The organism is Halomonas sp. EF61 (assembly GCF_040147045.1).
In the GTDB taxonomy this organism is placed as follows: Bacteria; Pseudomonadota; Gammaproteobacteria; order Pseudomonadales; family Halomonadaceae; genus Halomonas; species Halomonas litopenaei.
The window spans coordinates 252,208-276,517 of the sequence record NZ_JAMSHM010000004.1; the positions used below are offsets into that span (position 1 = coordinate 252,208).

Genomic DNA, 24,310 nt, shown 5'->3' on the forward strand with positions numbered 1-24,310 from the left:
TCAGGCCTTGGCGGGCCCCTTGCGCAGCGGCACGTCCGGCACCGCCTCCATGCGCTCGCGCTCTTCGGTGATCAGCTCGAGTGCCTGGTCTTCGCTGAGCTCGGAAGCCGGGGTAAACAGACTGACCACAATACCGGCGGCCATGGCCAGGCCCACCGCCGGGATGCTCGGGTTGCCCCAGTACTCACTCCAGCTCTCCACCGAGATGACCGTCAGCGAGGTGGCGGACGCCACCACCAGCGAGGCAATCGCGCCCTGCCAGTTGTAGCGCGGCCAGAAGCGGCCCAGCACGCCGCACACGAACATGCCCGCCAGCACGGTCGCCACCATCTTGGTGATGTAGGCGATCACGTTGTCGGAGGTCAGGGCGAAGGCCAGCGCCAGGCCAATGGTGCCCACCAGGCCGACCCGCGACAGCATGACCACACTCTTGGCCGACGGCGCGCGGCCCTTGACCAGCACGTAGAGATCGCGGATCAGGGTGGTGACACCGGCGATGGCGTCACTGCTGGCGCTGGACATGGTCGCCGACAGACCGGCCACCAGCAGCAGCAGGCCCAGCCACAGCGGCAGTACTTCGGTGGCCAGATACGGGAAGGCGAAGTTGCTGTTTTCCAGGTTGGGGTTGAGGGCGTAGGTCGCCATGCCGATGATCGCCGGCACGATGGAGAACAGCATGTAAAGGCAGCCGGTCACCAGGAAGGAGCGGCGCACCGAGCCCACCGAGGCGCCGGAGTAGATGCGCTGGCGGAAGGACGGGGTCGCCAGCACGCCGACGGCGATCACCGTAATCAGCGACAGGGCGGGCACCAGGCCGACCTTGTCGATGGCCAGGAAGCTGGTCGCCGCGGCGTCCATGGAGGCGGTCATCTCGGAGAAGCCGCCCACCTCGACCACGGCCACCGCCGCCATCAAAAAGAAGCCGACAAACAGCACGATGGCCTGCACGGTGTCGGTCCAGACCACCGCCATGTAGCCGCCGATGACGCAGTAGACACCGAAGCCCAGGGCCACCACCATCTTGGCCTGCCAGGCGGGAATATCCGCCATCCACGCCAGATACAGGCCGCCGCCGAGGATATGGGCGCCGAGCCAGCCGATGCAGGCGACGTAGATGAACAATGCCACGACATTGCGCACCAGGCGGTTGGCCCCGACGTAGAACGACAACTCTTCGCTCATGGTCATGAAGCGGTAGCGGCGCACACCGGCGAAACACAGCGCCAGCAGCAGCACCCCGATCGAACCACCCAGACCATAGAGTGCGCCGCCCCAGCCGTTGGCGTAGCCGAAGCCCACCGCCCCCATGCTGGAACCTGTTCCCACCATGGTGGCCACGGTGGTACCGATGGTCAGGAATATCGGTACGCTGCGCCCGCCAAGGAGAAAGTCATCGCCGGTGCCGCGATCGTTCCGCGACATCCACCAGCCGAAGCCGATCATCAGGACGATGTAGACGCAAAAGGTAGCAAGGAAAAGATGACTGTTCATACAGACCTCTTATACTTGTCGTCTCGGTCGTTGCCGCGATCGAGACAGTGAACGTGAACGTTTGCTGTGCCTGGCGTCGGGTCCTTGCCGGGATCCGGCGCCTTCCTGTCGCTACGATGCGGGCATCCCTGCCCCGGTCGAGTTGCCGCTCGACGCAATATCCCTGGTTTAAGCGCGGTCGGCGCGGTAGCAGGTCAGGTCCACCTCGACCTTGCAGTCCACCACCAGATCCTGAACGCTGCAGATGCGCGCCGGCGGGTGATCCTTGAAGTACTCGGCGAACACCTTGTTGAACGACTGGAAGTAGCGCGAGTCGGTCAGCACGGCGGTGACGTGGACCACGTCCTCGATGTCGTAGCCCGCCTCGCGGGCGATGGTCAGGGCATTCTCGAAGGCCAGTCGGCTCTGCTCGATAATGCCGCCTTCCACCACTTCACCATCGGTCATCGGGGTCTGACCGGACACCTTCAGCCAGCCGCCGGCTTCCACCGCGCGGGAGAAGGGAAGTTTCTGACCGCCGGTACCGACGCCGCCTTCGGCGCCATAACGCTTGATCGTCATGTCAATGTCTCCTGATAAAGGCTGATGCAATAAACGTGGCTAGAGTGGCGTGGCCGCAAGGCGCACGCTTCGGCGCAACATGCGCCCGGATCGTTGGCCCGACGCCTGACCGTTGGCGTAGGCCGTCGTGCCGTTGACCAGCACCCGAAGGATGCCGCTGGCGGGCGTCTTCGGCTGGTCATAGGTGGCGCTATCTTCCAGGCGCTCGAGATCCAGAAGGACCAGATCGGCGAAGGCGCCTGGACGAATCACACCGCGGTCTTCCAGGCCAAAGGTGGCGGCGGAAAGACCGGTCATCTTGCGTACCGCCTCGGCCGGCGGCATCAGTGCCAGGTCGCGGCTGTAGTGGGCCAGCACGCGGGGAAAGGCGCCCCACAGACGCGGGTGCGGATGCGGGTCATTGGGTAGGCCGTCGGAGCCGACCATGGTCAAGGGGTGCGCCAGCACCTGGCGCATGTCGTCCTCGCTCATGTTGTGATAGACCGCGCCGGCGGGTTGCAGGCGTCTGGCCGCGTCCATCAGTGACAGCCCCCAGTCGGCGGCGATATCGGCCAGCGGCCGACGCGCCTGCTCCGGATGCGGCTTCGACCAGGTGATGGTGATGTCGATCTCGTCGGTGACCTGCCCCAGATCCAGGGTCGAGGAACCGGCGGTATAGGGGTAGCAGTCGCAGTGAACACGCTGGCGGCTGGCGGCCTCGGTCAACTGCGCCAGGGCTCGTGGCGCCTGGCCCCAGTTACCGGCACCGGCGCACTTCAGGTGCGAGATCACCAGCGGTGCACGGGCCTCGGCGGCGGTGGCGAAGGCCTCGTCCATCGCCTCGGCCTGTCCGGCGAACTCGTCACGCAGGTGGGTGGTGTAGATTCCGCCCGCCTCGCTGACCGCGCGTACCAGGGCGCCGACCTCGGCACTTGGCGCCTGACGGGCGTTGCGATAGGCAAGCCCGGTACTCATGCCGATGGCCCCCTCGGCCAGCGCCTGTTCCAGAGCAAGGCGCATGGCGGCGATCTCGTCGTCGCGGGCCGGGCGCTCGAAGTCATCCATCACCAGTGAGCGCAGGCTGGTATGCCCCACCAGCGCCGCCACATTGACCGCCGGGCAGGCCGTCGCCACGGCATCGGCGTAGGCGGCGAAGCTGGGGTAGGCGAAATCCTCGGCGTCGCCCAGCAGGTTCATCGGATCGGGCACCTCGCTGCCGCGCAGCGTGACCGGCGAGGCGCTGATGCCGCAGTTGCCGACCACCACCGTGGTCACCCCCTGGCTCAGCTTCGGCAGCATCTCGGGGGTGCGCACCACATTGGTGTCGTCGTGGGTGTGAACGTCGATGAATCCCGGGGTCAGCACCAGCCCCTCGGCCTGCACCACCTCGCTGGCCTCGTGCCCGGCGAGATCCCCCACCGCCACGATACGATCCCCCTTGACCGCGACATCCGCGATGCAGGGATCTGCGCCGGTGCCATCCAGCAGCGTGGCGCGACGAATCAAGAGGTCATGGTGCATGTCAGTCTCCCAGCGGCTGGCGATTGTCACCGCCGCGATGGTCATCAAGTGCAATCTTCAAACGCCTGAGCTTGGTGCGGGCCTGGTCGCGATGACGCATGGCCAGCTCCAGCGCCAGCACGTCGATGGCGGCCATCAACGCATAGCGCGACGCCGAAGGGTGAAGAATGAAATCGGTCTCCCGGGCGGCGATGGGCAGCACCACGTTGGCGGCGGCGGCAAGCGGAGACCCCACGGCGGTGATGGCGATCACCTGGGCCCCGTACTGGCTGGCGATCTGGGCCGACTCGACCATCTCCGGCGTATAGCCGGACACCGACAGCACCACCACTACGTCCTCGGGCTCCAGGGTGGCGGCCACCATCCTCGGCAGCAGACCGTGAGGATAGGCGCTGACCGCATAGCCCAGGCGCATCAGGCGAAACTGCAGCTCCTGGCACATCACGCTGGAGCCACCACCACTGCCGAAGGTCAGAATCTGGCGGGCATTGTCGAGTCGCTCCACCGCGCCTTCGATATCGGCCTCGAACAGCAACTCGCGGTTGAGCGCCAGGGTCTGGGCGGCAACGTCGTAGACGATGCTCGATCCCCGGGCGGGATCGGCGTCCTCGATAAAGCGACGACCGGCGGCCAGGGCACGGGTCAGGCGCAGCTTGAGGTCACGCACGTTGTCGCAGTCCACCGAGCGGGCGAAGCGGGTCACGGTGGCGTCACTGACGCCTGATCGCCGGGCGATCTCGCTGATGCTGGCCTCTGCCACGAAGTCGATGTCGTCGAAGATCAGCTCCGCCACCTTGCGCTCCGACTCGCTCAGGGAGCGAACCACCGCGGTGATGCGCGACAGGATATCGATCTGTTGACTCACGGCTTGCCTCCCTCCGTTGCGACGTTGCCAGATCACGAAGCCTGTCCAGGGCCCTCGTCATCTGCGGTATCCTTACGCTATGTTAGTTTCTAACAACCATCCACAGTTTTTTGAAAATTTCCGACAATGGTCGTAGTCAGATCAATCTTCGAACATTGCCAATCGTCCGGCGCGGCGTAACATGAGCCGCGTTCCGCCTTCAGGAGAACTTCCATGGCCCACTCCCCCTCTTCCTCCTCCTTCGATGCCAAGGGCTGCCACAAGGGCACCCTGGAAACCGGCGACCGGCTGCTGGCCGACGTCAGCCTGCCGGCGGCGGTGATCCACCAGGCGCCGCTCGCCCACAATCTGGCATGGATGCAGGACTTCGCCCGCCGCCACGGCGCCGAGCTTGCGCCCCACGGCAAGACCACCATGACCCCGGCGCTGTTCCGGCGGCAGCTCGAGGCCGGCGCCTGGGGCATCACCCTGGCCACCCTGCCCCAGTGCCGCGCCGCCTTCGCCGAGGGCGCCCAGCGACTACTGGTGGCCAACCAGATGGTCGGTCAGGCCAACATGGCCATCGCCGCAGACCTGATCCGTGGCGGCGCCGAGCTCTATGTCACCGTCGACAGCGCCGAGAACCTGGACCAATTAGGCGCCTTTTTCGGGGCGGCCGGCATCTCCCTGAATATCCTGATCGAGGTAGGCGTCGAAGGGGGAAGGTGCGGACTTCGCGATGATGACGAGGTAATGGCGCTGGCCCGCCGGGCAGCTACCCTGCCCGGCATAGCCCTGGCAGGTCTGGAGGGGTATGAGGGTGTGGTCCATGGCGACGATCCGGTGGCCGGTATCCGTCGCTACGCCCAGCGCCTGGTCGACGGCGTCAAGCGACTGGCCGCCGAAGGGCTGGTCGATCGCGACAAGCCTATCGTCACGGCCTCGGGTTCGGCCTGGTACGACCTGATCGCAGAAGAATTCCGCGACGGTGGACTCGAAGGCCGCTTCACCCCGGTGCTGCGCCCGGGCTGCTACGTGGTCCACGACCACGGCATCTACCGCGAGGCCCAGGCCGGCGTGCTGTCCCGGCGCCAGGACCTGCACCAGGGGCTTGAGCCGGCGCTGGAGGTGTTCGCCCAGGTGCAGTCGCTGCCCGAGCCGGGGCTGGCCATCGTGGCACTGGGCAAGCGCGATATCGGCTTCGACCTGGCGCCCGAGGTGCTCAGGCGCTATCGCGAAGGCGGACAGGCCAGCGAGCGTCTGTCGGTGGAAGGCTGGCAAGTCGTCAAGCAGATGGACCAGCACACCTTTATCCAGCTACCCGACAGCGCCCGCGACGTGCGCATCGGTGACGTCCTGGCCTTCGGCGCCTCACATCCCTGCATGACCTTCGACAAGTGGCGCCAGCTCCATCTGGTCGATGACGCGCTCCGGGTCGTCGATACCTGTGCGACGCGCTTCTAGACACTCTGACAAGCGAACGACCAAGGGGCGGGCGGAAACCATCCACCCGCCCCGCTCCTGCAATCTTTGCCGCAGCGCTGACGGCACGACCGATCGACGCCCTTCGCCTCTGCGCTCAATTTTCTGGCCACGCCCCCGACATACACTGACAGCGACCACCGGGCATCGCTCGGATCAAGAGGGCTGACAGCAAGGGAAGCCTATGGCCAAGAATGTCGCGCTGTTCTTCGATGGCACCTGGCAGGTGCCGGACATGGACCTGGAAGACGGTGACACCAACACCAACGTCAGCCGGCTCTACCAGGCGGTGGCCGACAATCCCATGGCCGAGGGCGGCTCCGTCAAGCGCTACTACCATGGCGTCGGCAGTGACCTGCACTGGTACGACCGCCTGGTGGCAGGCGCCACCGGACTCGGGCTATCGGAAATTCTGGTCGAGGCGTACGTGGAGCTTGTCGAACTGTTGCGCCCGGACGACCGGCTGTTCCTGTTCGGCTTCAGCCGAGGCGCCTACACCGCGCGCAGCCTGAGCGGGATGCTTCACACCAGCGGACTGCTGCACCCCGAACACCGGCAGTTGGCGGGACGCGCCTACGCGCTTTACCGCGATCGAAGGCGTGGCCCGCAATCCGCCGAGGCTCGACGCTTCGCCTCGCGCTACGCCTGGGTGCCGGAGATCCACATGATCGGTGTGTGGGACACCGTGGGCAGCCTGGGGATTCCACTCAGGAGCTTTGCCGCCTTCAACCGCCGCCGATTCGAGTTCCATGACACCCGCCTGAGCCCGCTGGTGCGCCACGCCTACCAGGCGCTGGCGATCGACGAGCACCGCAAGGCCTTCGCCCCCACCCTGTGGTCGCCGCAGACCACCACCTCCACCCTCGAGCAGGTATGGTTTCCCGGCGCCCACTCCAACGTCGGCGGAGGCTACCGGGACCGCGTGCTGTCGGACGTCAGCCTGGACTGGATGATGGGCCGCGCCTGCGATCAGGGGCTGCCGCTGCTGCCTGACAGTCGCCCCTTGCTTGGTTCACCACCGCGCGAGGACGACATCGTCGACTCCTACCAGAGGTTTCTTTCGCGCCTCTATCGACTGATCTCGCCCCGGCGCTATCTGCGGCGCATCGGCTTTGCCTCCTTCGGCAACGAGACGCTGCACCCGAGCGTCGCCACCCGTCGTCTTGCCCTGCCCGGCTATCGCCCCGCCAACCCTATCCACCCGCGTCTTGCGGCGACGCCGCCATCCACCTCGACACCGACAGCCCCCGAGTGAGGGCGCGAGCGCCTGCCACGGATACGACAACGCCCACTCGCAAGGAGTGGGCGTTGTCGGTGGCCTGAGTCGCTCTCCCTCGTCGGGGGTCAGAGGCCGGCGCTGCGCTTGCAGGACGAGCCAGGCCTCGAGAGCGCGCTAGTTCGAGGGGAAGTTGAACTGCGCGCTTTCCCTGTCCTGGCTCCTCGGCCAGCGCTGGGAGATGGCCTTGCGCCGGGTGTAGAAGCGCACGGCGTCGGGGCCATAGGCATGCAGATCGCCGAACAGCGACTCCTTCCAGCCGCCGAAGCTGTGGAAGGCCACCGGCACCGGCAGCGGTACGTTGATGCCGACCATGCCGACCTCGATGGCGTCGGCGAAGCGACGCGCGGCCTCGCCATCCCGGGTGAACACGCAGGTGCCGTTGCCGTACTGGTGGGCGTTGATCAGCGCAATGGCCTCATCGTAGCTGGCGACACGCACGACGCACAGCACCGGCCCAAAGATCTCGTCGCGATAGACGCTCATCTCGGGCGTGACCCGGTCGAGCAGGCTCGCGCCCAGGAAGTAGCCCGGTGACGACTCGACCAGCGGATGCTCGCGCCCATCCACCACCAGCTCGGCCCCGGCGTCGACGCCCTGCTGGAGATAGCCCGCCACCTTGTCGCGGTGCCCGGCGTTGACCAGCGCACCCATATCCAGGCCGCGCTCGGTGCCGGCACCGATCTTGAGTTCCCGAGCCTCCTGCGAAAGCCGTTTCACCAGGGCATCGGCGGTGTCATCGCCGACACACACCGCCACGCTGATCGCCATGCAGCGCTCACCGGCACTGCCGTAGGCGGCCCCGATCAGGGTGCTGGCGGCGTTGTCCAGATCGGCATCGGGCAGTACCACGGCGTGGTTCTTGGCGCCACCGAGCGCCTGGACGCGCTTGCCATTCTCGGCGCCACGCTGGTAGATCGCCTTGGCCACCGGGGTCGAGCCGACGAAGGACACCGCCTTCACATCCGGCGCATCGATCAGCGCCTCGACCACCTCACGGTCGCCGTGGACCACGCTGAACAGGCCGTCGGGCAGACCGGCTTCGGTGAGCAGCTCGGCCATCTTGAGCGCCGCCGACGGCACCTGCTCGGAGGGCTTGAGGATAAAGGCGTTGCCGCAGGCCAGCGCCATCGGATACATCCACAGCGGCACCATGGCCGGGAAGTTGAACGGCGTGATCCCGGCCACGATGCCCAGCGGCTGATGATTGGACCAGGTGTCGATGGCCGGCCCGGCGTTGTGGGAATACTCCCCCTTGAGCAGCTCCGGCACGCCGCAGGCGTACTCGACGTTCTCGATACCGCGCTTGAGTTCGCCCATGGCGTCTTCAAGCACCTTGCCGTGCTCTTCGCTGACCAGCGCGCAGATCTCGTCGGCGTCACGCTCGAGCAGCGCCTTGAAGCGGTACATCACCTGGGCGCGCTTGGCCGGCGGCGTGTCGCGCCAGGCCGGCTGGGCGCGGCGGGCCGCCTCGATGGCACTCTCGACGGTAGCAGCGTCCCCCAGGGCGACACGACCGACCGGCTCGGCGGTGGCCGGGTTGATGACATCCAGATGGCGCTGCGACGGCTGTGACTCACCGCCGATCCAATGATTCACGTCTTTCATCAAAACTCTCGATATGACTTGCTGAAAAGGCGTCAGCGCCGGGCGGCCATCTCGCGTGGGGCCCGGCGCAGCATGGTACGCAGATGATGCGGCTCAGAACTGGCGGTCGAGCAGCGCCTCGTCGAAGGGATAGCGGGACAGCTTTTCCACACCGCTGTCGGTGATCAGCACTTCTTCTTCCAGCTTGACCCCGTCGGCGGCACCCACCTCACCGATGTAGCTCTCCACGGACACCACCATGCCGGGTTCGAGAACGCCATCCTTGGAGAAGCGATCGAAGTCCATATGGTGGGCGACCAGCGGGGTTTCACCGTGCATGCCGACGCCGTGGATGATGGAGGGATAGCGACGGTCGAGGAAGCGCTCGGGGATCTTCCAGGCCTGCTCGGCGATCTCGCGATAGCTCATGCCCGGCTTCAAGATGCCCATGTTGTGGTGCACCTGGTCGTAGGCCATGCGATACAGCTCCTTCTGGTAGGCGCTTGGGCGATTGGGGCCGACGTGGAAGGTCCGCGAGAAGTCCGAATAGTAGCCGTGACAACCGATGGTATCGGTGTCCAGCGCCACCAGCTCGCCCGGACGAATGACCCGGTCACTGGCCTCATTGAACCAGGGGTTGGTGCGCGGGCCGGACGACAGCAGACGGGTCTCGATGAACTCTCCGCCCTGGCGGATGACGTTGCCGTACATGATCGCGAACAGCTCGTTCTCGGTGATGCCCGGCTTGATCGCCGCCTCGACCTCGGCCACCGCGGCCTCGCTGCCGGCCATGGACTGGGCCAGACAGGCGATCTCCTCGGGGGTCTTGATGCGCCGGCAGTGCAGCGTGTCCTGCATGCAGTCGAAGACCTCGAGGCCCTGGGCCTCGAGTGAGCGCGCCAGGTTGAGCGCACAGCGATCCAGCCCGATCTTGCGGTTGCCGCGTCCGTGCTCTTCGATCAGCTCGGCGATCTCCACACCGAAGGGGTCCGAAGAGAGGTTGTCGCGCTGGTTGACGGCGGACCACACCACCTTGGAGGTGCGCGATTCATCGATGGTCTCGAGCCAGGTAGAGACGTGGGCGCTGCCCGGGTACTCGAACAGGATCACCGGCCCTTCCAGGGGCACATAGATGTAGCGGGTCGAGTTGCGCAGGAAGTAGCCGAACATGTTGCGCGAACCGGTGGCATAGCGCTGGTTGTTGGGGTCGAACAGCACCATGGCGGCGTAGCCTTGCTCCGCCATCGTCGCGCGCAGCCGCGCCAGGCGCCCGGCGCGCAGCTGCCTGGGATCGAAGGCGGTGGGGATGCTGTCGCCGTTGGCCATCGGCGCAGAGGGCACGACCGGAATATGGTCCGGCTCGTTGTCGGTCAGGTTGTCGAAATCGACGATGCTCATGTCAGGGTCCTGTTCGCAGTCGCGAGGGTCACAAGATGTTCGGGCCGAGCATCTTCACGCTCGGCCCCGATGTGGTGTGTCAGGCTCAGTCGGCCAGGGAATCGCTGCGATTCATGCCTTCCTTCAACAGGGTCTCGTGAATCGGCGCCATGCGTCCGAAGATGCGCTGGGCACGCTCGGGGCGACCGATGAAGCCGGGTTCCTTGGCGTAGGCGAAGATCACGGTGTGACGCTCCTTCTCGCCTTCCACCGGCGTCACCCGGTGCAGCGAATAGCGGCCGAAGAATACCTGCAGGTCACCCGGTTGAAGGTCCAGCGCCTTGAGCCGCGAACGATCGCCGTCCAGCACCTGCTCGACCTCGTCGAAGTTCTCACCCTCGGGGCTGCGGATGCCCGGGGCATACTCGAACCGGCCACCGCCGTGGGACTGGCGGGTCATCATGGTGACGATGAACTCGTTGGTGTCGTAGTGCCAAGGATGCTGGCAGCCCTCTCTCAGCACGTTGACCACCAGGTCCGCCAATGGGTCGGCGTATTGATGAATCTCTTCCATGCCCACGACAGTGGCGATAAAGCGCTGGAAGTCCGGGTGCTGGTAGACCTGGCGAATGATGGTGTCTTCGCCGATGCGATCACCGGCGACAAAGCCGTTGGTGCGATCGTCGAAGCGATTGAGCGGATGGCGGGCCGGGCGCTCGGGATCGCCGGCATTGTTGTAGGGGTTGGTCTCGGTCTGGTTGTAGTGCGCCTCGGGCGACAGCCGCTCGGTCTCGCGCTCCAGCCGCGCCAACGCCTCCTCGGGGACAAAGTTCTTGAGTACCACACAGCCATCGTCGGCCAGCTGTTCGTGACAGCGCTGGATCAGCGCCCGTCCGGACTCGCCGTCCAGGTCATGAATCGGGTAGTGCTCAAGGTCGATCAGACCGTCCAGCGAGGAAGTGGTGGGCGCATCGGTGGCCTGCATGAGGAACTCCTGCCTGTCTCAAGTGATGTTGGACAGGATAGAGAGCGCCTCTTCATAATAGAAATGAATGGTTGAGATATCACTTATTTCAAAGGCTCATCGATTATGGATACCGACCTGCTCCGCGCCTTCGTCACCGTGGCCGAGTGCCAGGGCTTCAGCGCCGCCGGCCGCGTGCTGCACCGGACCCAGTCCGCCGTCAGCCTGCAGATCAAGCGACTGGAGGACCAGATGCACAAGTCGCTGTTCGAGCGCACCAGCCGCAGCGTGCTGCTGACGTCCGACGGTGAACGGCTGCTGCCCTATGCGCGACACATGCTGACGCTGGAGGACGAGGCCAGGGCGGCACTCGGCGACCGCCAGCACGGCGAGAAGATTCGTATCGGCACCTCCGAGGAACAGGCCAGCGCCTACCTGCCGGAACTGCTGCCCCGGTTCGCCGAGGCCTATCCGCATACCCGCATCGAGGTCATCTGTGGCATCAGTGCCGACCTGGTGGACAGCTTCCAGCAGGGCCTGCTCGACGTGGTCCTGTCGATCCGCCACGGACCGACGCAATCGGGCCAGTTGCTCGGCTGGGAACCCATGGTGTGGGTCGCGGCAGAAGATGCCGATCCTACCCGTGGCAGCCGACTGCCCCTGGCACTGAATCCCGAAGGCTGCATCTTTCGCGCCCACGCCCTCGCCGCCCTGGGGCGTCAGGAACGCGCCTGGGAACTGCGTTACTCGAGCCAGTCCCCCACCGGCATCAACCTGCCGGTCCAGGCGGGGCTCGCGATCACCGTCAAGACACCCCGCAGCGTACCGGCGGGCTGTCGGATTCTCGGCGAGGAGCAGGGCCTGCCGGCGCTCGGCCAGGTGGAAATCGAGATGCACCGGCGCCCCGGACATGCGAGCGACGCCTTCAACACCTTCTGCCAACAGCTCGAGGAGGTCGTCACCCACAACGACGCAGTCGCCGTGCCCGAGTTTCAGGACCAGGCCTGAGCCTGGCTCGACCGCGTGTCGGTCGAATGCCTGAGTCGCAATATCATGATCGTGACGGATTAATGGTTTGATTACCTCGTCATTACAGGCGAACTACCCCCTGATCCCTATATCGCCACAAGGAGAGATACGCCACACTTCAATAACCAGGATTCTCCGATGGTCTCGCCTGCCCGGCGGTGCCCTTTTCCTGGTCCGGAGATGACAGTGACCACGCCATTTGACGACTCCCTCGAACCTCGGGCTTCCCAGTTTGCATCGGTTGGAATGAATGGAATGGAGCTCCTTGAACAGGAACTCGAACACCTCAGAGCTCGGCATCTAAAGCTTCGCGAAGAGGTCGCAGCCATTCGCCACTATGCCGGCGACAGCCTGCCCGCCAAGGCCGGCCTCGTCATCGTAAAGATGCTGGAAGACGCCTTGAAATCCTGACCGTCTTCTCTTCCCGAGAACCAACATTCTTGCCGCTGCCAATGCATCTTCTTGCTCGTTTATCGGGGAAAGGGCCTCGACGACCTTGCCGCTTTGTCGCGCCTCGGGATTACCCGCCAGCGGGCAATAGTGCGCCTCTGGCCTCTCCTTTTCTTGCCGCTGCCATAAGGTATAGTCACGGCTATATGTCTTTGTTTTGGCTTAAACTTGCAGCCTAGGTAAAGAGTTGCATCTGTCAGCCTGCGCGCTAATATCGCCATGCAAATTCGCTATCGTGTCCATAGCCAATGCCCGGAATATCGGTCGTGACGCTGGGCACGAGGCTCTTTCAGCGACATCACGTATTTTCAACAGGCAACCGCCGGATTCGCACCTTCATGACGCCCACCTCGACCCTGCTGCTCGCCTTCTCGCTGTCTTCCGATGCCTTTGCGGCCTCGGTCAGCAAGGGTGCCTGCGTGCGTCGGCTGCGTTTCGTGGTGGCCCTGCAGACCGGCCTGCTGTTTGGTCTGGTGGAAGCCACGACGCCGATCATCGGCTGGCTGCTCGGCACCAGCGCCTATGACACCATTGCCCACTGGGATCACTGGATCATCTTCTTCCTGCTGCTCGCCCTCGGCGGCAAGATGATCCACAGTGGCCTCGCTCCCGCCCCCAAGGACTGCGCCAGCTGCGATTGCGGCACGACCAGCGATCGCACCCGCTGGTGGCTGATCATCGCCACCGCGATCACCACCAGCCTGGACGCCATGGCGGTGGGCGTAGGTCTGGCGTTCATGAACGCCAACATCTGGGTGACGGCACTGGCGATCGGTGGCGCCACCACCCTGATGGCGACCCTGGGGATGCTGCTGGGACGCCGGCTCGGCAAGACGGTGGGGCCGCGTGCCGAGATCATCGGGGGGCTGGTATTGATCGCCATCGGCGCCACCACCCTGTATCACCACCTGCTCGCCTGATCCTCTTGCCCGGTCGACCCTGTCGCGATCCCGGGCAGGTTAACTGCCAATGACTCGCTCCTAGCGCTCATCCATGCCGGCAACACGCCTGCTATAGCAAAGTTCGTCCACGATCTCGCCCGTTTTGTCGATAGTCTGGTGCACTATTGCCGGTATCAGACGGCTGGACACCTCATGATCCTCAAGCCCAGCGCACAGGCGGCTCGATTGCCACGATGGATAGCGGTAACCGTTCTGGCCGTTCTGCTGACCGGCTGCGCTGAGCACTCCCCTCTCTCGCCAGCAGCGTCCGCCACCAGAACAGCCACCAGACCAGCCACCGAGATGACGTCAGCCCCCCTTCCGGGTCACGGCTTCCAGTCGTCGGTACAGATCGTCCAACGTGATCAGATTTCCGGCGACCGACAGCACCTTTCGGCCAGCCCGGCGCTGCCCAGCGCCTCCCGTTCCGCCGAGCTGGTGGCCGGGGGGATCGGACGGATGACCGCCAACCAGCTCACGACTCAGGGAACCGCCGTGGCCCGCGCTGTCGGTGCCGATGGATGGGCCAGCGCTACCGAGTCCGCCCTGGCAAGCACCGGGGCCTACCTTGAGGGACCATTGGGGGGATCTCTGGAAGCGGTTGAGGGTGTGCTCGACAGCGTCGCTGCTCTGCCGTTACTGCATCGCTTCGATGACCGGCTGCAGCGGGTGCTGTCACTGGATCGCTATCGACGTCGCCTGTCCAGCACGCTGGGCATCGGCCAGCAGGAACTCGATCTCGAGGAGCCATGGGGTGATCTTGAGCAGTCACTGACCACCCGAGTGGCTAACGCCATCCAGCTCGGCCTGGAACCGATCCTGATCACCTCCGACTCCTTGCTGTGGCCAAGCCTGGCGGCGGACCTGATCGTCGCCGGAGGCGATGCGCTGTCAGACGTCAGCGCCACCACCGGCAACGCCCTGGTCGACGCCTCCGCCAGCGGGCTCAGTCGTGCCGGCCAGTGGGTCGCCCTGGCCGGTCAGGTGCTGGGCGGCAGGCGTGATGAGACCAGCCTGCAAGGGGTGGCGGCGCGCACGGCGCTGCGCCATGGCGGGATCAGCCACAGCGGCATCCCCCGGCTGGATGAGCAGGCCGTCGTCGGACTGGTCGAGAGTATCGGAAACGATGAGCGCAGCACGCTCACGGCAGCGACGGACCTGGGCCGAGGCAGCCTGAGTCAGATGCTGGCCACCGAGGCAGTGGGCCTGACCGGTGAGTTCGGCGTCATGGTCACGCGTCCCGGCGACATGCTCGACGACCGGGTGACACTCGCCCTGGCCCCGGCCCAGCAACTGGGCGACATGTCGGCCAATCTGTCATCGCTGGTAGGCGACACTCGCACCACCCTTGAGGAGGTCGGACGGCTGGTCGATGCCGGCCAGGACCTGTCCGGGCGTTTGCAGGGTCTGGTGCTCGCGGACAGCCTGGACAGTGGTGTCACGACCCTTGGGCGCGTCGATCAGGGCCTCGACAGGACCGGCAACCGGCTGCTGCCCCTGGCCGACACCCTGGTCGAGGGGCTGGCGCAGGCCGATACCCGCATCGAGACGCTGGCCGATCGCCTGGGAGGCACGCTTGACCCCGTCACCAGCGCCCAGCAGGACGGCGTCAACCGCCTGGCGGACGCCGTGGTGCAGGCGCCGATGTCCAGTCGCCCGTTAAGCGAACTGGGAGACGCCGTGGTCGCACTGGGCGACGGCATGCGCCTTGCGCCGATCGCCGCCGGGCTCGACTGGATGATGGTGGTGCCGGTACCCGGGCGCGAAGGCCCGCTCGCAGGCGACACACCAGCCGACTCGCCCACCGCCGGCACAGACGCCGACCGCAGTCCCGGCCACCCCACTGTCGACGGCCACGCCGGCTCCCGCGCTGACCATATGCCCTGAGATGCCGTTGCCCTTCCAGCATTGTCACAGCGCCGCCGGCGTGCAAGGGTCACCCTCTCCACCAGGACGACCCCGGCTATTGAGGCGCTGCCTATTGCCGTGCTGCCTATGCCAAATCTCCCCAAGGCGAATGGGCCAGAGCGCTGGCCTGCGTCGGCGCCAGCGGCAGCTGGGTCGCCTGAAAGGCGTGATAGATGTCCGCCGAGCCGGCGTCGATGATCGTCCTTGCGCAACACACAGTCATCCGGTGCAGCGAAGTTGGCGGAGTGCGGCATGGCGCCCCCCGGGGTGACGATGATGGTGGCGAGGCGAGACCAAAGTGCTACACGCCCAGGCCGGACAGCACCTACTAGCCATGCTAGCATGACTACCATACAAGCAATACCAGGCCGGAACTCAAAGGCTCAACAGTACAAGAGCTAAAAAGCTCAACGAAAGGTAGGTGCCCCCATGCTGACCCCCGCAATCGCTGAACTCTGGGAACAGGATGCCGCCGGAGGATCGGTGCGTCAGCGGCTCTACCGCGTGCTTAGACTCGCCATCATCCGGATGCAGTTCGCCCCCGGCCAGGCACTGTCCGAGAAAGAGATTTCCGACGCCTTCTCGGTCAGCCGCCAGCCGGTGCGCGAAGCCTTTATTCGCCTGTCCGAGGCAGGCCTGGTCGACGTTCGCCCACAACGCGGCACCTATGTCGTGGGCATCTCGCAGAAGTCGGTGCGCGAAGCGCGCTTCGTCAGGGAGGCGGTCGAAACCGCCGTCAGCGCCTCCGCCGCCAGGCAAGGGCTCGCCGACAAGGTGATCTACGAGCTGCGGGATCTGATCGAACGCCAGATTCGCTGCGCCAGCAGCGGCCAGTATGACCAGTTCTTCATCCTCGACGAGGACTTCCACCGCGTGCTCGCCCTTGGCGCCGGACACGAGACCGCCTGGCGCGTCATCGAAGAGGTCAAGGCACAGCTAGACCGGGTGCGCTACCTCAGCGTGCCTGACACCACGCCCTTCGAAAAGCTGGTCCAGCAGCACGCCGACATTGTCGATGCCATCGAACAGAGAGACGAAGACAAGGCCCGCCAAGCCATGCTGGTGCATCAAAGCGAGATCCTGATCTCCCTGCCCCAGATGGTGCAGCGCTTTTCGTCGATCTTCGAGGACACCAACGGCTGATAGTTATCTAACCGGCAGACGTCTCTCATGGGCAAGGGCCACCCGCCCCCTGCCCTGCGGCCATCACCGTTCCGCCCTGTGACAATATTGAGCACAACGGCAAACGCACCTGCAAGGCCATCGATCACCTTCATCGCCCCGCGCACAGCGAGCGAACTGGCAGACTGGACCAGCGACCAGGTCGACTGCACCGCACTGGGGCTGGCCGCCTGGGTACGCTACACCTCCGGCGTCTCGCTCGACGGCCAGCCACATGAGGTGAGCGACCCGCTGGCATCGCGCTTCATCGAGCTGCATGAACGTCACGGCGATGACCCTGAAGCGCTGGTGGCGGCCTTTCTGGCACAGCAAGACATCGTCCCTGCGGCCCTGGCGGCGCAGCAGGGGTTTGCCGATGCTGTCACCGATGGCTACCGCCGACTGATCAATACCGGGCTTGCGGCGTCACTGAGCACCCTCTAGCCGGACCCGAGAAAAGGAGATTTCCATGCAACACACCTGGCGCTGGTTCGGCCCCAAGGACCCGATCCGACTCGAGGAGATTCGCCAGACCGGCGCGACCGGCATCGTCACCGCGCTGCACGAGGTGCCCAACGATGAGGTCTGGTCCCGGCAGGCCATCGCCGAGCGCAAGCAGATGATCGAGGACGCTGGCCTCGAATGGTCGGTGGTGGAAAGCGTGCCGGTACACGAGGCGATCAAGAAAGGACTGCCGGAGCGCAACGCCCTGATCACCCGCTACTGCGACACCCTACGCAACCTGGCGGCCTGCGGCATCGATACCGTGTGCTACAACTTCATGCCGGTGCTCGACTGGACCCGCACCGACCTGCGCTGGGCGATGCCGGACGGCGCCCTGGCGCTGCGCTTTGACCAGACAGCCTTCGCCGCCTTCGACCTGTATCTGCTCGCCAGACCAGGCGCCGAGGACGAGTACAGCGACGACGAGAAGACCGAAGCCAGGACCTACCTCGATAGCCTGGACGCCGAAGCCCGCCAGTCACTGGTCGACACCCTGATCGCCGGCCTGCCCGGCGCCGAAGAGCACTACACCCTGGAGCGCTTTCGCGAGGTACTGGCCGGATACGCCGAGATCGACGCCGAGCGGCTGCGCGAGCACCTCGGCTACTTTCTGAAAGCGGTCATCCCGGTCGCCGAAGAACTCGGCATCAAGATGGCGATCCACCCCGATGACCCGCCCCGGCCGCTGCTCGGCCTGCCCCGGGTGGTCTCGACGACGGCGGACGCCGAGTGGATCCTGGAGGCCGTCGACAGCCCGGCAAATGGCCTGACGCTGTGCACCGGGTCCTACGGCGTGCTCGCCGCCAATGACCTGGCCGCCATGGTTCAGCGCTTTGGTCCCAGCATCCACTTCGTGCATCTGCGCTCGACCCGGCGCGAGTCCCCCGACCCTCGCTCCTTCCACGAGGCGCCGCACCTGGACGGTGACGTCGACATGGTCGCGGTCATCAGCGCGCTGGTCGCCGAGGAACGCCGTCGCGAGCGCGAAGGCGGCCGACGCTTACCGTTGCGTCCCGACCACGGCCACCACATTCTCGACGATCATCACCGCGCCACCGCTCCGGGCTACCCGCTGTACGGCAGGCTGCGCGGTCTGGCCGAGCTGCGTGGCGTCGAGGCTGCGGTACGCCAGCTCACCTGACGCCCTGGCGTTCTACCAGCCGCTGCGCTGGCGACGCCCGTCGCAGCGGGAGTGGTCCAGCGCAGCGGGAGTGGCCCTTCACAACGAAAACGACCAGGCGGGGAGGCACATTCCCCACCTGGTCGGCTCAGGACACCTTCAGCCCGCCTGGTCGACTCAGAACACCTTCATCCCGCCTGGTCGGCTCAGCGCCAAACCCTGCGCAGAGCACCCCTAGGTCGGCAGATACTCCTCGCTCCAGCTCTCCGACACGACGCCTTCGGCGATCAACCGATCGATCTCCTCGGGGCTGTGCCCCAGCTCTTCGAGCACCTGACGGCTCGAGCTGCCGTACTTCTCCGACGGCGCCAGCGGATAGATGCGACCTCGCTTGGGACGGATGGCGTACGGATCAAGCTGCGTGATGACGTGACCGCTGGGGTGCTCGTCGTAGACGGTGAAGGAGTAGCTGCCACGATCGATGCCCGGGGTGTTGTCCCAGCGCCGCGAGTTGTAGGAGCGCAGGGCCTCGATGTTCTCGCACACCGCCGCGGCGATGCCTGCCTTCTGCAGCCGTTCCACCCAGTCGGTGGCCACCGCATTGATAAAGCGAGGGGCCAGATAGGCCGCCCGCTCCTCCGGCGGAACATCGACCACCCCTTCGATCCCCGGCACCTGGGCGAACTTGTGCAGGTCCCGCTCGTAGGCGCTGATCAGCACCACCCCATCGGCGGTGAAATAGAAGCGCGACAGATCGTCGTAGCCGTTGAGTTCACGGCCCGAGGGCTCGTCGAACAGACCGCGACGCTCGTAGTCGTAGCAGAACGGCATCTGGGCCAGGCCGCTGAGCGCCGACAGCGAGGTCTTGACCCGGCTGACCCGGCGGGTACGCAGCTTCTGGTACAGGGCGGTGGCGACACCAAGAGAGGCACCGAAGCCGCACATCACGTCGATGGTGCCCACGTGGGCGTGCTCTTCTGGCGTGTCCATGCTGCCCCCGAAGCGCAGCATGATGCCGGTGGTGGCCTGCACCAGGTCGTCGTAGCCCAGGTAGTTGGTCCTAGGGCCCGGCTTCACCCCGCTGAAGCAGTCGAGCTGGCAGAAGATCGCCTCGGGATTGATGCGCTGCATTTCCGCCTCGGTCAGCCCCATCCGCTCCACCTGCCTGTCGGTGGCATTCCACACCACCACGTCGCTCTGGCGGATCAGCTCGTCGAGGATTTCACGCCCCCGTGGCACCTGGATATCGGTCAACAGGGAGCGCTTGGAGCGCATATGCGACAAGCCGAAGATGGCCGTGTTCCAGCAGTCGTAGAACGGCTTGGCGGGGTCCACCTTGATGATGTCGGCGCCGAAGCGTGCCAAAAAGGCCACCGAGTGGGGACCGGCGATGACGTTGCACAGGTCCAGCACCTTGACGCCTTCGAGCCAACCGTCCTTGGCGTTGCGCGCACGAACCCGGGGCAGCTTGGTCTCGATGCGATGCAGCACCGCCAGCGCCTGGTCGAACGACACCCAGCGGCGCGGCGTCGGGGTGAGCATCTCGTGGCCGCTGTCGTGCAGCCAGACCATCGGGCCGGGCTGGGTCATCAGGCCGAATTCGGGATCGTCCACTTCGATCATCAGCCCGGCGGTCTCGGCGTGGTCGTCGTGGATCCACTCCTGCAGCCAGCGCTGCGGCGCGCCGGGAAACTTGCCACGGCCGAAGATCTTCTCCCACTCCTTGGAGGTGCGGGTCAGGAAAACCTCCTTCATGCGCGCGGCGATATGATCCGCCCAACGCTTGGGCAGCGGGTAGACGCCAAGCGACACGTCACTCTGCCACTGGCTGGTGGGCGCATAGGTGTCGGGCTCTTCCACCAGCCCTTCCTCCACCAGCTCGTCGTACAGACCGAGCACCTTGAGGCAACGCTTGGCGTGCTCCTTGTGACTCGGGCAGACCACGTAGAACATGCGCCCGTCCTTGCACTTGTAGCTGCGATAGAAGGGATCGAGCAGCTCCTGCAGTTCGTCGTAGTCCAGGTTCATCGGCGCGCCTTCGATGCGGCGACGCTCGATCTCCTTTTCGCGCTGGGTCTTGTAGCGCTCCGGCAGGCCCTCGATCTTGATCGAGTTGTAGCAGAGGCCTTCCATCAGGGCGCAGGCGATGGGCACTTCGATCTCGTCGCCGAGGCCGGTACGCTCACGCGCCTGCAGCGCCAGGGTGACGGCGGTGGCCGCCAGCATGGTGCCGTAGGCCGAGCCCAGCGGCAGCGGCGAGAACGACGGATTGATGCCCATCAGCACCCGGTTGAGCCCCATGTCGGTAAACACCCCCGAGTGGGCGGCGATGACGCTCTCGAAGGCCCGCCAGTCTCGGCGCAGCTCGTCGTTGGAGGCAAAGCCCGGCATCGACAGGGTGATCAGCTCCGGACGCTCTTCGCGCAGCGCGCTGAAGTCGATGCCCAGGCGCTGCATGACGCCGGGCCGGAAGCTTTCGATCACGATATCGGCCTCCTCGATCAGCGCCAGCGCCTGTTCGAGGCCCTCTTCGGTCTTGAGGTCGATCGTCACGATCAGCTTGTTGCGCTGCAAGGTGGCGTTGGCCGGTGACTCCCACATGGGCCCCGTGGGCGGGTCCACGTGAATGACCGTGGCGCCCAGGTCGGCGAGGATCATCGCCACCGCAGGGCCGGCCATGTACTGACCGAAGTCGATGACCTTGACGTCCTTGAGCGGCAGTTGGGAATGAGGATTCGGTGACATCGGGGTCTTCCTGTAAAGCAAGGGTGGCAACGGGAGGAGGCCGAAGCCTCCTCGGTGACGTCAGTGTTTGCCGTCTTCGATGACCAGGTGGGGTTCAAGGACCTTCTTGGCGAAGTCCTGGCGCAGCCAGCGCACCAGTGACCATGCCAGGATCGCCAGCACGGGAATCATCGGCAGCGCCACCACGATGGTGGAGGTCTGCACCGGCTTGAGCCCGCCAAGCTGGATCAACGCTACCCCGACGCCGGCGATCAAAAATGCCCAGATCAGGCGGATCTTGCGCTGCGGTTCCTGATAGCCAGACAACTTGCGCGAGGTCACCGACGCCAGCACGTAGGCGGAGCTGTCCAGGGTCGTCGCCAGGAAGATGAAGCACAGCAGCACGAACAGGGTGGTAATCACGCCGGACATCGGCAGGGTGCCGAGGATCGCCTCGACCGCGGCGGGGATGCCTTCGGCCGAAAGAATGGCTGCCACGTCCAGGGTGCCGGAGATCTGCAGGTCCAGCGCATAGCCGCCCCACACCGCGAAGAACACCCAGCAGCCCAGGGAACCGAACACCATTTCGGCGATGATCAACTCACGGATGGTGCGACCGCGCGAGATGCGGGCGACGAACAGGCCCATCATCGGGGCGTAGGCGATCCACCAGGCCCAGTAGAACACCGTCCAGTCGCGCCAGAAGCTGGAGTCCCCCACCGGGTCGGTCCACATGCTCATGGGCACGAAGTTGGAGACCATCTTGCCGAGGCTGTTGACCCAGCCTTCCACCATGAACAGGGTGTCGCCCACCACCAGGGTGAAGACCAGCAGTACCCCCGCCAGCAGCACGTTGATGTCCGACAGGATCTTGATGCCCTTTGCCAGGCCGAACCAGACGCTGGCGGAGAAGATGGCGGTCCAGATCAGCAGCACCGCGATATCCAGCATGAACGACGGTGACACCCCGAGCAGGCCGCTCAGCAGCTGCGATACCAGCGGCACCGCCAGCCCCAGCGAGGTACCGACGCCACCGACGATGCCGAAGACCACCACCGCATCGAGAAGCGCGCCCCACCAGCCGTCGGCATGACGCCCCAGCACCCCGCGGGCGGCCACGGACAGCCTGACGCCCGGGCGGTTGTGGACGAACATGGAGTAGGCGATCGGGATGGCCGGCAGGCAATAGAAGGCCCAGGGCGTGAAGCCCCAGTGGAACTGGCCGTAGGTCAAGGCCCACTCGGCCGCTTCCTGTGAGCTTGGTTCGACGCCGAACGGAGGGCCGGTAAAGTAGTAGATGGGTTCGACCCAGGCCCAGTTGACGATGGCGATGCCGATACCACCGGCAAAGATCATCGCCACCCAGCTGAAGTAGGAAAACTCCGGCTTGTCATCGGGGCCGCCGAGCCGCACGTTGCCGTAGCGACTGATGGCCAGACCCACCAGAAAGACCACCACGGCGATGCCGGCGAGCAGATACAGCCAGCCGAATCGCCCGGTGGCAAAGGCAAAGGCCGCATTGACCAGTGCGGCCCCCGACTCCGGGAACACGATGATGGGCAGGATCAGGCCTGCGATGACCAGCACGGCGGGCACGAAGACCCGCAGGTCGAGCCGATCGGAATGGGACTCTGGCGCGTTCATCAGGGATACCTTTATCGTTTGTTGTTGTGACGCTTGCTGCGCAAGACACCGGCGCTCAGCCGGCGGCCTCGAGCATCCAGCCCGCCGCTCGCTCGGCGATCATCAAGGTCGGCGAGTTGGTATTGCCGCTGGTGATGGTCGGCATGACGCCGGCGTCCGCCACCCGCAGTCCCTGGATGCCCCTCACCCGCAGGCGTGAGTCGACCACCGCCATGGGATCGTCGGCCTGCCCCATCCGGGTGGTTCCGACCGGGTGGAAGATGGTGGTGCCGATGTCACCGGCCAGCCGCCACAGCTCTTCATCGGTCTGGTACTGGACGCCGGGCTTGACCTCCTCCGGTTCGTACCTGGCGAACGCCTTCTGCTCGGCGATCCTGCGGGTGACGCGCAGCGAGTCCGCCGCCACCCGTCGGTCCTCGTCGGTGCTCAGGTAGTTGGGGGCGATGGACGGCGCCTGGGCCGGATCGGCGCTCTGAATCCTGACGCTGCCGCGACTGGTCGGATTCAGGTTGCAGACGCTGGCGGTGACCGCCGGATAGGGATGCAGCGGCTGGCCGAAGGCCTCCAGACTCAGGGGCTGGACGTGGTACTGGATGTTGGGGTGCTCGTGCTCGTCGCTGCTGCGGGTGAAGATACCGAGCTGAGACGGCGCCATGCTCATCGGGCCTGTGCGCTTGAACACGTATTCCAGACCGATGCCGGCCTTGCCCCACAGGGTGCTGGCCATGGTGTTGAGGGTCTTGGCGCCCTTGACCTTGTACACCGAACGAATCTGCAGATGGTCCTGCAGGTTCTCGCCGACCCCCGGCAGTTCGTGGACGACGTCGATGCCGTGCTGCTTGAGCAGCTCACCAGGCCCGATACCGGAGAGCTGCAGGATCTGGGGTGAGCCGATGGCGCCGGCGGACAGCACCACCTCACGGCACGCCCTGGCCAGCTGGGTGGTGCCCTCGCGCTTGACCTCGACGCCTTCACAGCGCTTCTCGCCATCGGGCTCGCCGCCGGCGACGATCAGCCGATTGACCTGGGTGGAGTGCCACAGCGTCAGGTTCGGCCGCTTGAGCGCCGGACGCAGGAACGCCTTGGCGGTGTTCCAGCGCCAGCCGGAGCGCTGATTGACCTCGAAGTAGTCGACGCCCTCGTTGCTGCCACGGTTGAAGTCTTTGGTCCGTGGGATACCCGCCTGGACCGCCGCCTCGGCGAAGTCGTCCAGCACCTCCCACTTGAGCCGCTGCTTCTCGATGCGCCACTCGCCACCGTGGCCGTGAAAGTCCCGGTGCGCGGCGTCGGCGTCGCCGCCCTCGTCCAGACGATAGTGATCCTCGTGCTGGATGAAGGCCGGCAGGCAGTGCTCCCAGCGCCACTGATCGTCACCGGTGACCTCGGCCCAGTGGTTGTAGTCCCGGGCCTGGCCGCGCATGTAGATCATGCCGTTGATGCTCGAGCAGCCGCCGAGGGTCTTGCCGCGCGGGTAGAGCAGCGAGCGCCCGTTGAGGCCCGCGTCCGGATCGGTGCGAAAGCGCCAGTCGGTACGCGGGTTGTCGATGCAGTACAGGTAGCCCACCGGCACGTGGATCCAGTGGTAGTTGTCGCGACCACCGGCTTCGATCAGCAGCACCCGGTTGTTGGGGTTGGCGCTCAAGCGATTGGCCAGCAGGCACCCGGCGGTGCCTGCTCCGACCACGATGTAGTCAAACTCGCTGTCGTATTGTTGTGCGGTTGTCATCGCAGATCCCTCGATTCAGGG

Annotated in this window: 19 protein-coding genes; 9 read left to right on the forward strand and 10 right to left on the reverse strand. The window is 65.5% G+C overall.

What is annotated here, in order from left to right:
- From NFI08_RS20765 to NFI08_RS20780, 4 genes are all read right to left on the reverse strand, one after another.
- On the reverse strand, nucleotides 1-1,491 hold the full coding sequence (locus NFI08_RS20765; RefSeq protein ID WP_045995073.1) for a sodium:solute symporter family protein: 1,491 nt from the start codon (nucleotides 1,489-1,491) through the stop codon (nucleotides 1-3).
- A gap of 168 nt (nucleotides 1,492-1,659) precedes the next feature.
- Nucleotides 1,660-2,052: a RidA family protein gene (locus NFI08_RS20770; protein WP_222517203.1), complete on the reverse strand. Its 393-nt coding sequence runs from the start codon at nucleotides 2,050-2,052 to the stop codon at nucleotides 1,660-1,662.
- 39 nt (nucleotides 2,053-2,091) lie between these two features.
- Nucleotides 2,092-3,552, reverse strand: a complete 1,461-nt coding sequence (locus NFI08_RS20775) for an N-acyl-D-amino-acid deacylase family protein (protein ID WP_349591393.1) — start codon at nucleotides 3,550-3,552, stop codon at nucleotides 2,092-2,094.
- A gap of 1 nt (nucleotide 3,553) precedes the next feature.
- Entirely contained in the window at nucleotides 3,554-4,417 is an 864-nt protein-coding gene (locus NFI08_RS20780; protein ID WP_045995075.1) for a MurR/RpiR family transcriptional regulator, read from the reverse strand.
- A 213-nt stretch (nucleotides 4,418-4,630) separates the two neighbouring features.
- On the opposite strand from NFI08_RS20780, the gene NFI08_RS20785 reads away from it, so the two are divergent.
- Both NFI08_RS20785 and NFI08_RS20790 read left to right on the forward strand, forming a co-directional pair.
- Nucleotides 4,631-5,860 carry an amino acid deaminase gene (locus NFI08_RS20785; protein ID WP_349591394.1) on the forward strand — a complete coding sequence of 410 codons (1,230 nt, stop codon included), beginning with the start codon at nucleotides 4,631-4,633 and terminating at the stop codon, nucleotides 5,858-5,860.
- A gap of 202 nt (nucleotides 5,861-6,062) precedes the next feature.
- A complete protein-coding gene (locus NFI08_RS20790) occupies nucleotides 6,063-7,133 on the forward strand; it encodes a T6SS phospholipase effector Tle1-like catalytic domain-containing protein (RefSeq protein WP_349591395.1) in 1,071 nt (356 codons plus the stop codon).
- A gap of 138 nt (nucleotides 7,134-7,271) precedes the next feature.
- Here the strand turns inward: NFI08_RS20790 and NFI08_RS20795 are convergent, their stop codons facing one another.
- From NFI08_RS20795 to NFI08_RS20805, 3 genes are all read right to left on the reverse strand, one after another.
- Nucleotides 7,272-8,762, reverse strand: coding sequence for a CoA-acylating methylmalonate-semialdehyde dehydrogenase (locus NFI08_RS20795; RefSeq protein WP_253028897.1), 1,491 nt, complete (start codon nucleotides 8,760-8,762; stop codon nucleotides 7,272-7,274).
- A 93-nt stretch (nucleotides 8,763-8,855) separates the two neighbouring features.
- Nucleotides 8,856-10,139 (reverse strand): M24 family metallopeptidase, encoded by a 1,284-nt coding sequence (locus NFI08_RS20800; protein WP_045991823.1) that lies wholly within the window; start codon nucleotides 10,137-10,139, stop codon nucleotides 8,856-8,858.
- Between the two features lie 85 nt (nucleotides 10,140-10,224).
- The gene (locus tag NFI08_RS20805; protein ID WP_045991824.1) at nucleotides 10,225-11,103 is read right to left on the reverse strand and encodes a HalD/BesD family halogenase; all 879 of its coding nucleotides are present in this window, start codon (nucleotides 11,101-11,103) and stop codon (nucleotides 10,225-10,227) included.
- A 105-nt stretch (nucleotides 11,104-11,208) separates the two neighbouring features.
- Between NFI08_RS20805 and NFI08_RS20810 the strand changes: the two genes are divergently transcribed.
- The 7 genes from NFI08_RS20810 to uxuA all read left to right on the forward strand — a co-directional run bounded on the left by NFI08_RS20810 (nucleotide 11,209) and on the right by uxuA (nucleotide 18,216).
- Nucleotides 11,209-12,090 carry a LysR substrate-binding domain-containing protein gene (locus NFI08_RS20810; RefSeq protein ID WP_045991825.1) on the forward strand — a complete coding sequence of 294 codons (882 nt, stop codon included), beginning with the start codon at nucleotides 11,209-11,211 and terminating at the stop codon, nucleotides 12,088-12,090.
- A gap of 207 nt (nucleotides 12,091-12,297) precedes the next feature.
- Complete coding sequence (locus NFI08_RS20815; RefSeq protein ID WP_349591396.1) at nucleotides 12,298-12,522, forward strand: hypothetical protein; 225 nt, start codon at nucleotides 12,298-12,300, stop codon at nucleotides 12,520-12,522.
- 377 nt (nucleotides 12,523-12,899) lie between these two features.
- Entirely contained in the window at nucleotides 12,900-13,481 is a 582-nt protein-coding gene (locus NFI08_RS20820; protein ID WP_108133297.1) for a manganese efflux pump MntP, read from the forward strand.
- Nucleotides 13,482-13,805: 324 nt separating this feature from the next.
- Entirely contained in the window at nucleotides 13,806-15,389 is a 1,584-nt protein-coding gene (locus NFI08_RS20825; protein ID WP_349591397.1) for a hypothetical protein, read from the forward strand.
- A 450-nt stretch (nucleotides 15,390-15,839) separates the two neighbouring features.
- A complete protein-coding gene (locus NFI08_RS20830) occupies nucleotides 15,840-16,553 on the forward strand; it encodes a GntR family transcriptional regulator (RefSeq protein ID WP_045991829.1) in 714 nt (237 codons plus the stop codon).
- A gap of 87 nt (nucleotides 16,554-16,640) precedes the next feature.
- On the forward strand, nucleotides 16,641-17,015 hold the full coding sequence (locus NFI08_RS20835; RefSeq protein ID WP_349591398.1) for a hypothetical protein: 375 nt from the start codon (nucleotides 16,641-16,643) through the stop codon (nucleotides 17,013-17,015).
- A gap of 25 nt (nucleotides 17,016-17,040) precedes the next feature.
- Complete coding sequence (gene uxuA / locus NFI08_RS20840; protein WP_349591399.1) at nucleotides 17,041-18,216, forward strand: mannonate dehydratase; 1,176 nt, start codon at nucleotides 17,041-17,043, stop codon at nucleotides 18,214-18,216.
- A gap of 213 nt (nucleotides 18,217-18,429) precedes the next feature.
- Here the strand turns inward: uxuA and NFI08_RS20845 are convergent, their stop codons facing one another.
- Genes NFI08_RS20845 through NFI08_RS20855 form a run of 3 tightly spaced genes read right to left on the reverse strand, consistent with a single transcriptional unit; the run spans nucleotide 18,430 to nucleotide 24,289 of the window.
- Nucleotides 18,430-20,940: a CoA transferase gene (locus tag NFI08_RS20845; protein WP_349591400.1), complete on the reverse strand. Its 2,511-nt coding sequence runs from the start codon at nucleotides 20,938-20,940 to the stop codon at nucleotides 18,430-18,432.
- Between the two features lie 60 nt (nucleotides 20,941-21,000).
- The gene (locus NFI08_RS20850) at nucleotides 21,001-22,563 is read right to left on the reverse strand and encodes a BCCT family transporter (protein WP_108133289.1); all 1,563 of its coding nucleotides are present in this window, start codon (nucleotides 22,561-22,563) and stop codon (nucleotides 21,001-21,003) included.
- 55 nt (nucleotides 22,564-22,618) lie between these two features.
- Nucleotides 22,619-24,289: a GMC family oxidoreductase gene (locus NFI08_RS20855; RefSeq protein ID WP_349591401.1), complete on the reverse strand. Its 1,671-nt coding sequence runs from the start codon at nucleotides 24,287-24,289 to the stop codon at nucleotides 22,619-22,621.
- Nucleotides 24,290-24,310 lie beyond the last annotated feature (21 nt).

Excerpts from the sequence above, each read along its gene's own strand:
- uxuA (WP_349591399.1), top strand. The coding sequence starts at position 17,041 with ATGCAACACACCTGGCGCTGGTTCGGCCCCAAGGACCCGATCCGACTC.
- NFI08_RS20810 (WP_045991825.1), top strand. The coding sequence starts at position 11,209 with ATGGATACCGACCTGCTCCGCGCCTTCGTCACCGTGGCCGAGTGCCAG.
- NFI08_RS20820 (WP_108133297.1), top strand. The coding sequence starts at position 12,900 with ATGACGCCCACCTCGACCCTGCTGCTCGCCTTCTCGCTGTCTTCCGAT.
- NFI08_RS20765 (WP_045995073.1), bottom strand. The coding sequence starts at position 1,491 with ATGAACAGTCATCTTTTCCTTGCTACCTTTTGCGTCTACATCGTCCTG.
- NFI08_RS20845 (WP_349591400.1), bottom strand. The coding sequence starts at position 20,940 with ATGTCACCGAATCCTCATTCCCAACTGCCGCTCAAGGACGTCAAGGTC.
- NFI08_RS20790 (WP_349591395.1), top strand. The coding sequence starts at position 6,063 with ATGGCCAAGAATGTCGCGCTGTTCTTCGATGGCACCTGGCAGGTGCCG.
- NFI08_RS20770 (WP_222517203.1), bottom strand. The coding sequence starts at position 2,052 with ATGACGATCAAGCGTTATGGCGCCGAAGGCGGCGTCGGTACCGGCGGT.
- NFI08_RS20825 (WP_349591397.1), top strand. The coding sequence starts at position 13,806 with ATGACGTCAGCCCCCCTTCCGGGTCACGGCTTCCAGTCGTCGGTACAG.
- NFI08_RS20855 (WP_349591401.1), bottom strand. The coding sequence starts at position 24,289 with ATGACAACCGCACAACAATACGACAGCGAGTTTGACTACATCGTGGTC.
- NFI08_RS20830 (WP_045991829.1), top strand. The coding sequence starts at position 15,840 with ATGCTGACCCCCGCAATCGCTGAACTCTGGGAACAGGATGCCGCCGGA.
- NFI08_RS20850 (WP_108133289.1), bottom strand. The coding sequence starts at position 22,563 with ATGAACGCGCCAGAGTCCCATTCCGATCGGCTCGACCTGCGGGTCTTC.
- NFI08_RS20805 (WP_045991824.1), bottom strand. The coding sequence starts at position 11,103 with ATGCAGGCCACCGATGCGCCCACCACTTCCTCGCTGGACGGTCTGATC.
- NFI08_RS20800 (WP_045991823.1), bottom strand. The coding sequence starts at position 10,139 with ATGAGCATCGTCGATTTCGACAACCTGACCGACAACGAGCCGGACCAT.
- NFI08_RS20795 (WP_253028897.1), bottom strand. The coding sequence starts at position 8,762 with ATGAAAGACGTGAATCATTGGATCGGCGGTGAGTCACAGCCGTCGCAG.
- NFI08_RS20775 (WP_349591393.1), bottom strand. The coding sequence starts at position 3,552 with ATGCACCATGACCTCTTGATTCGTCGCGCCACGCTGCTGGATGGCACC.
- NFI08_RS20785 (WP_349591394.1), top strand. The coding sequence starts at position 4,631 with ATGGCCCACTCCCCCTCTTCCTCCTCCTTCGATGCCAAGGGCTGCCAC.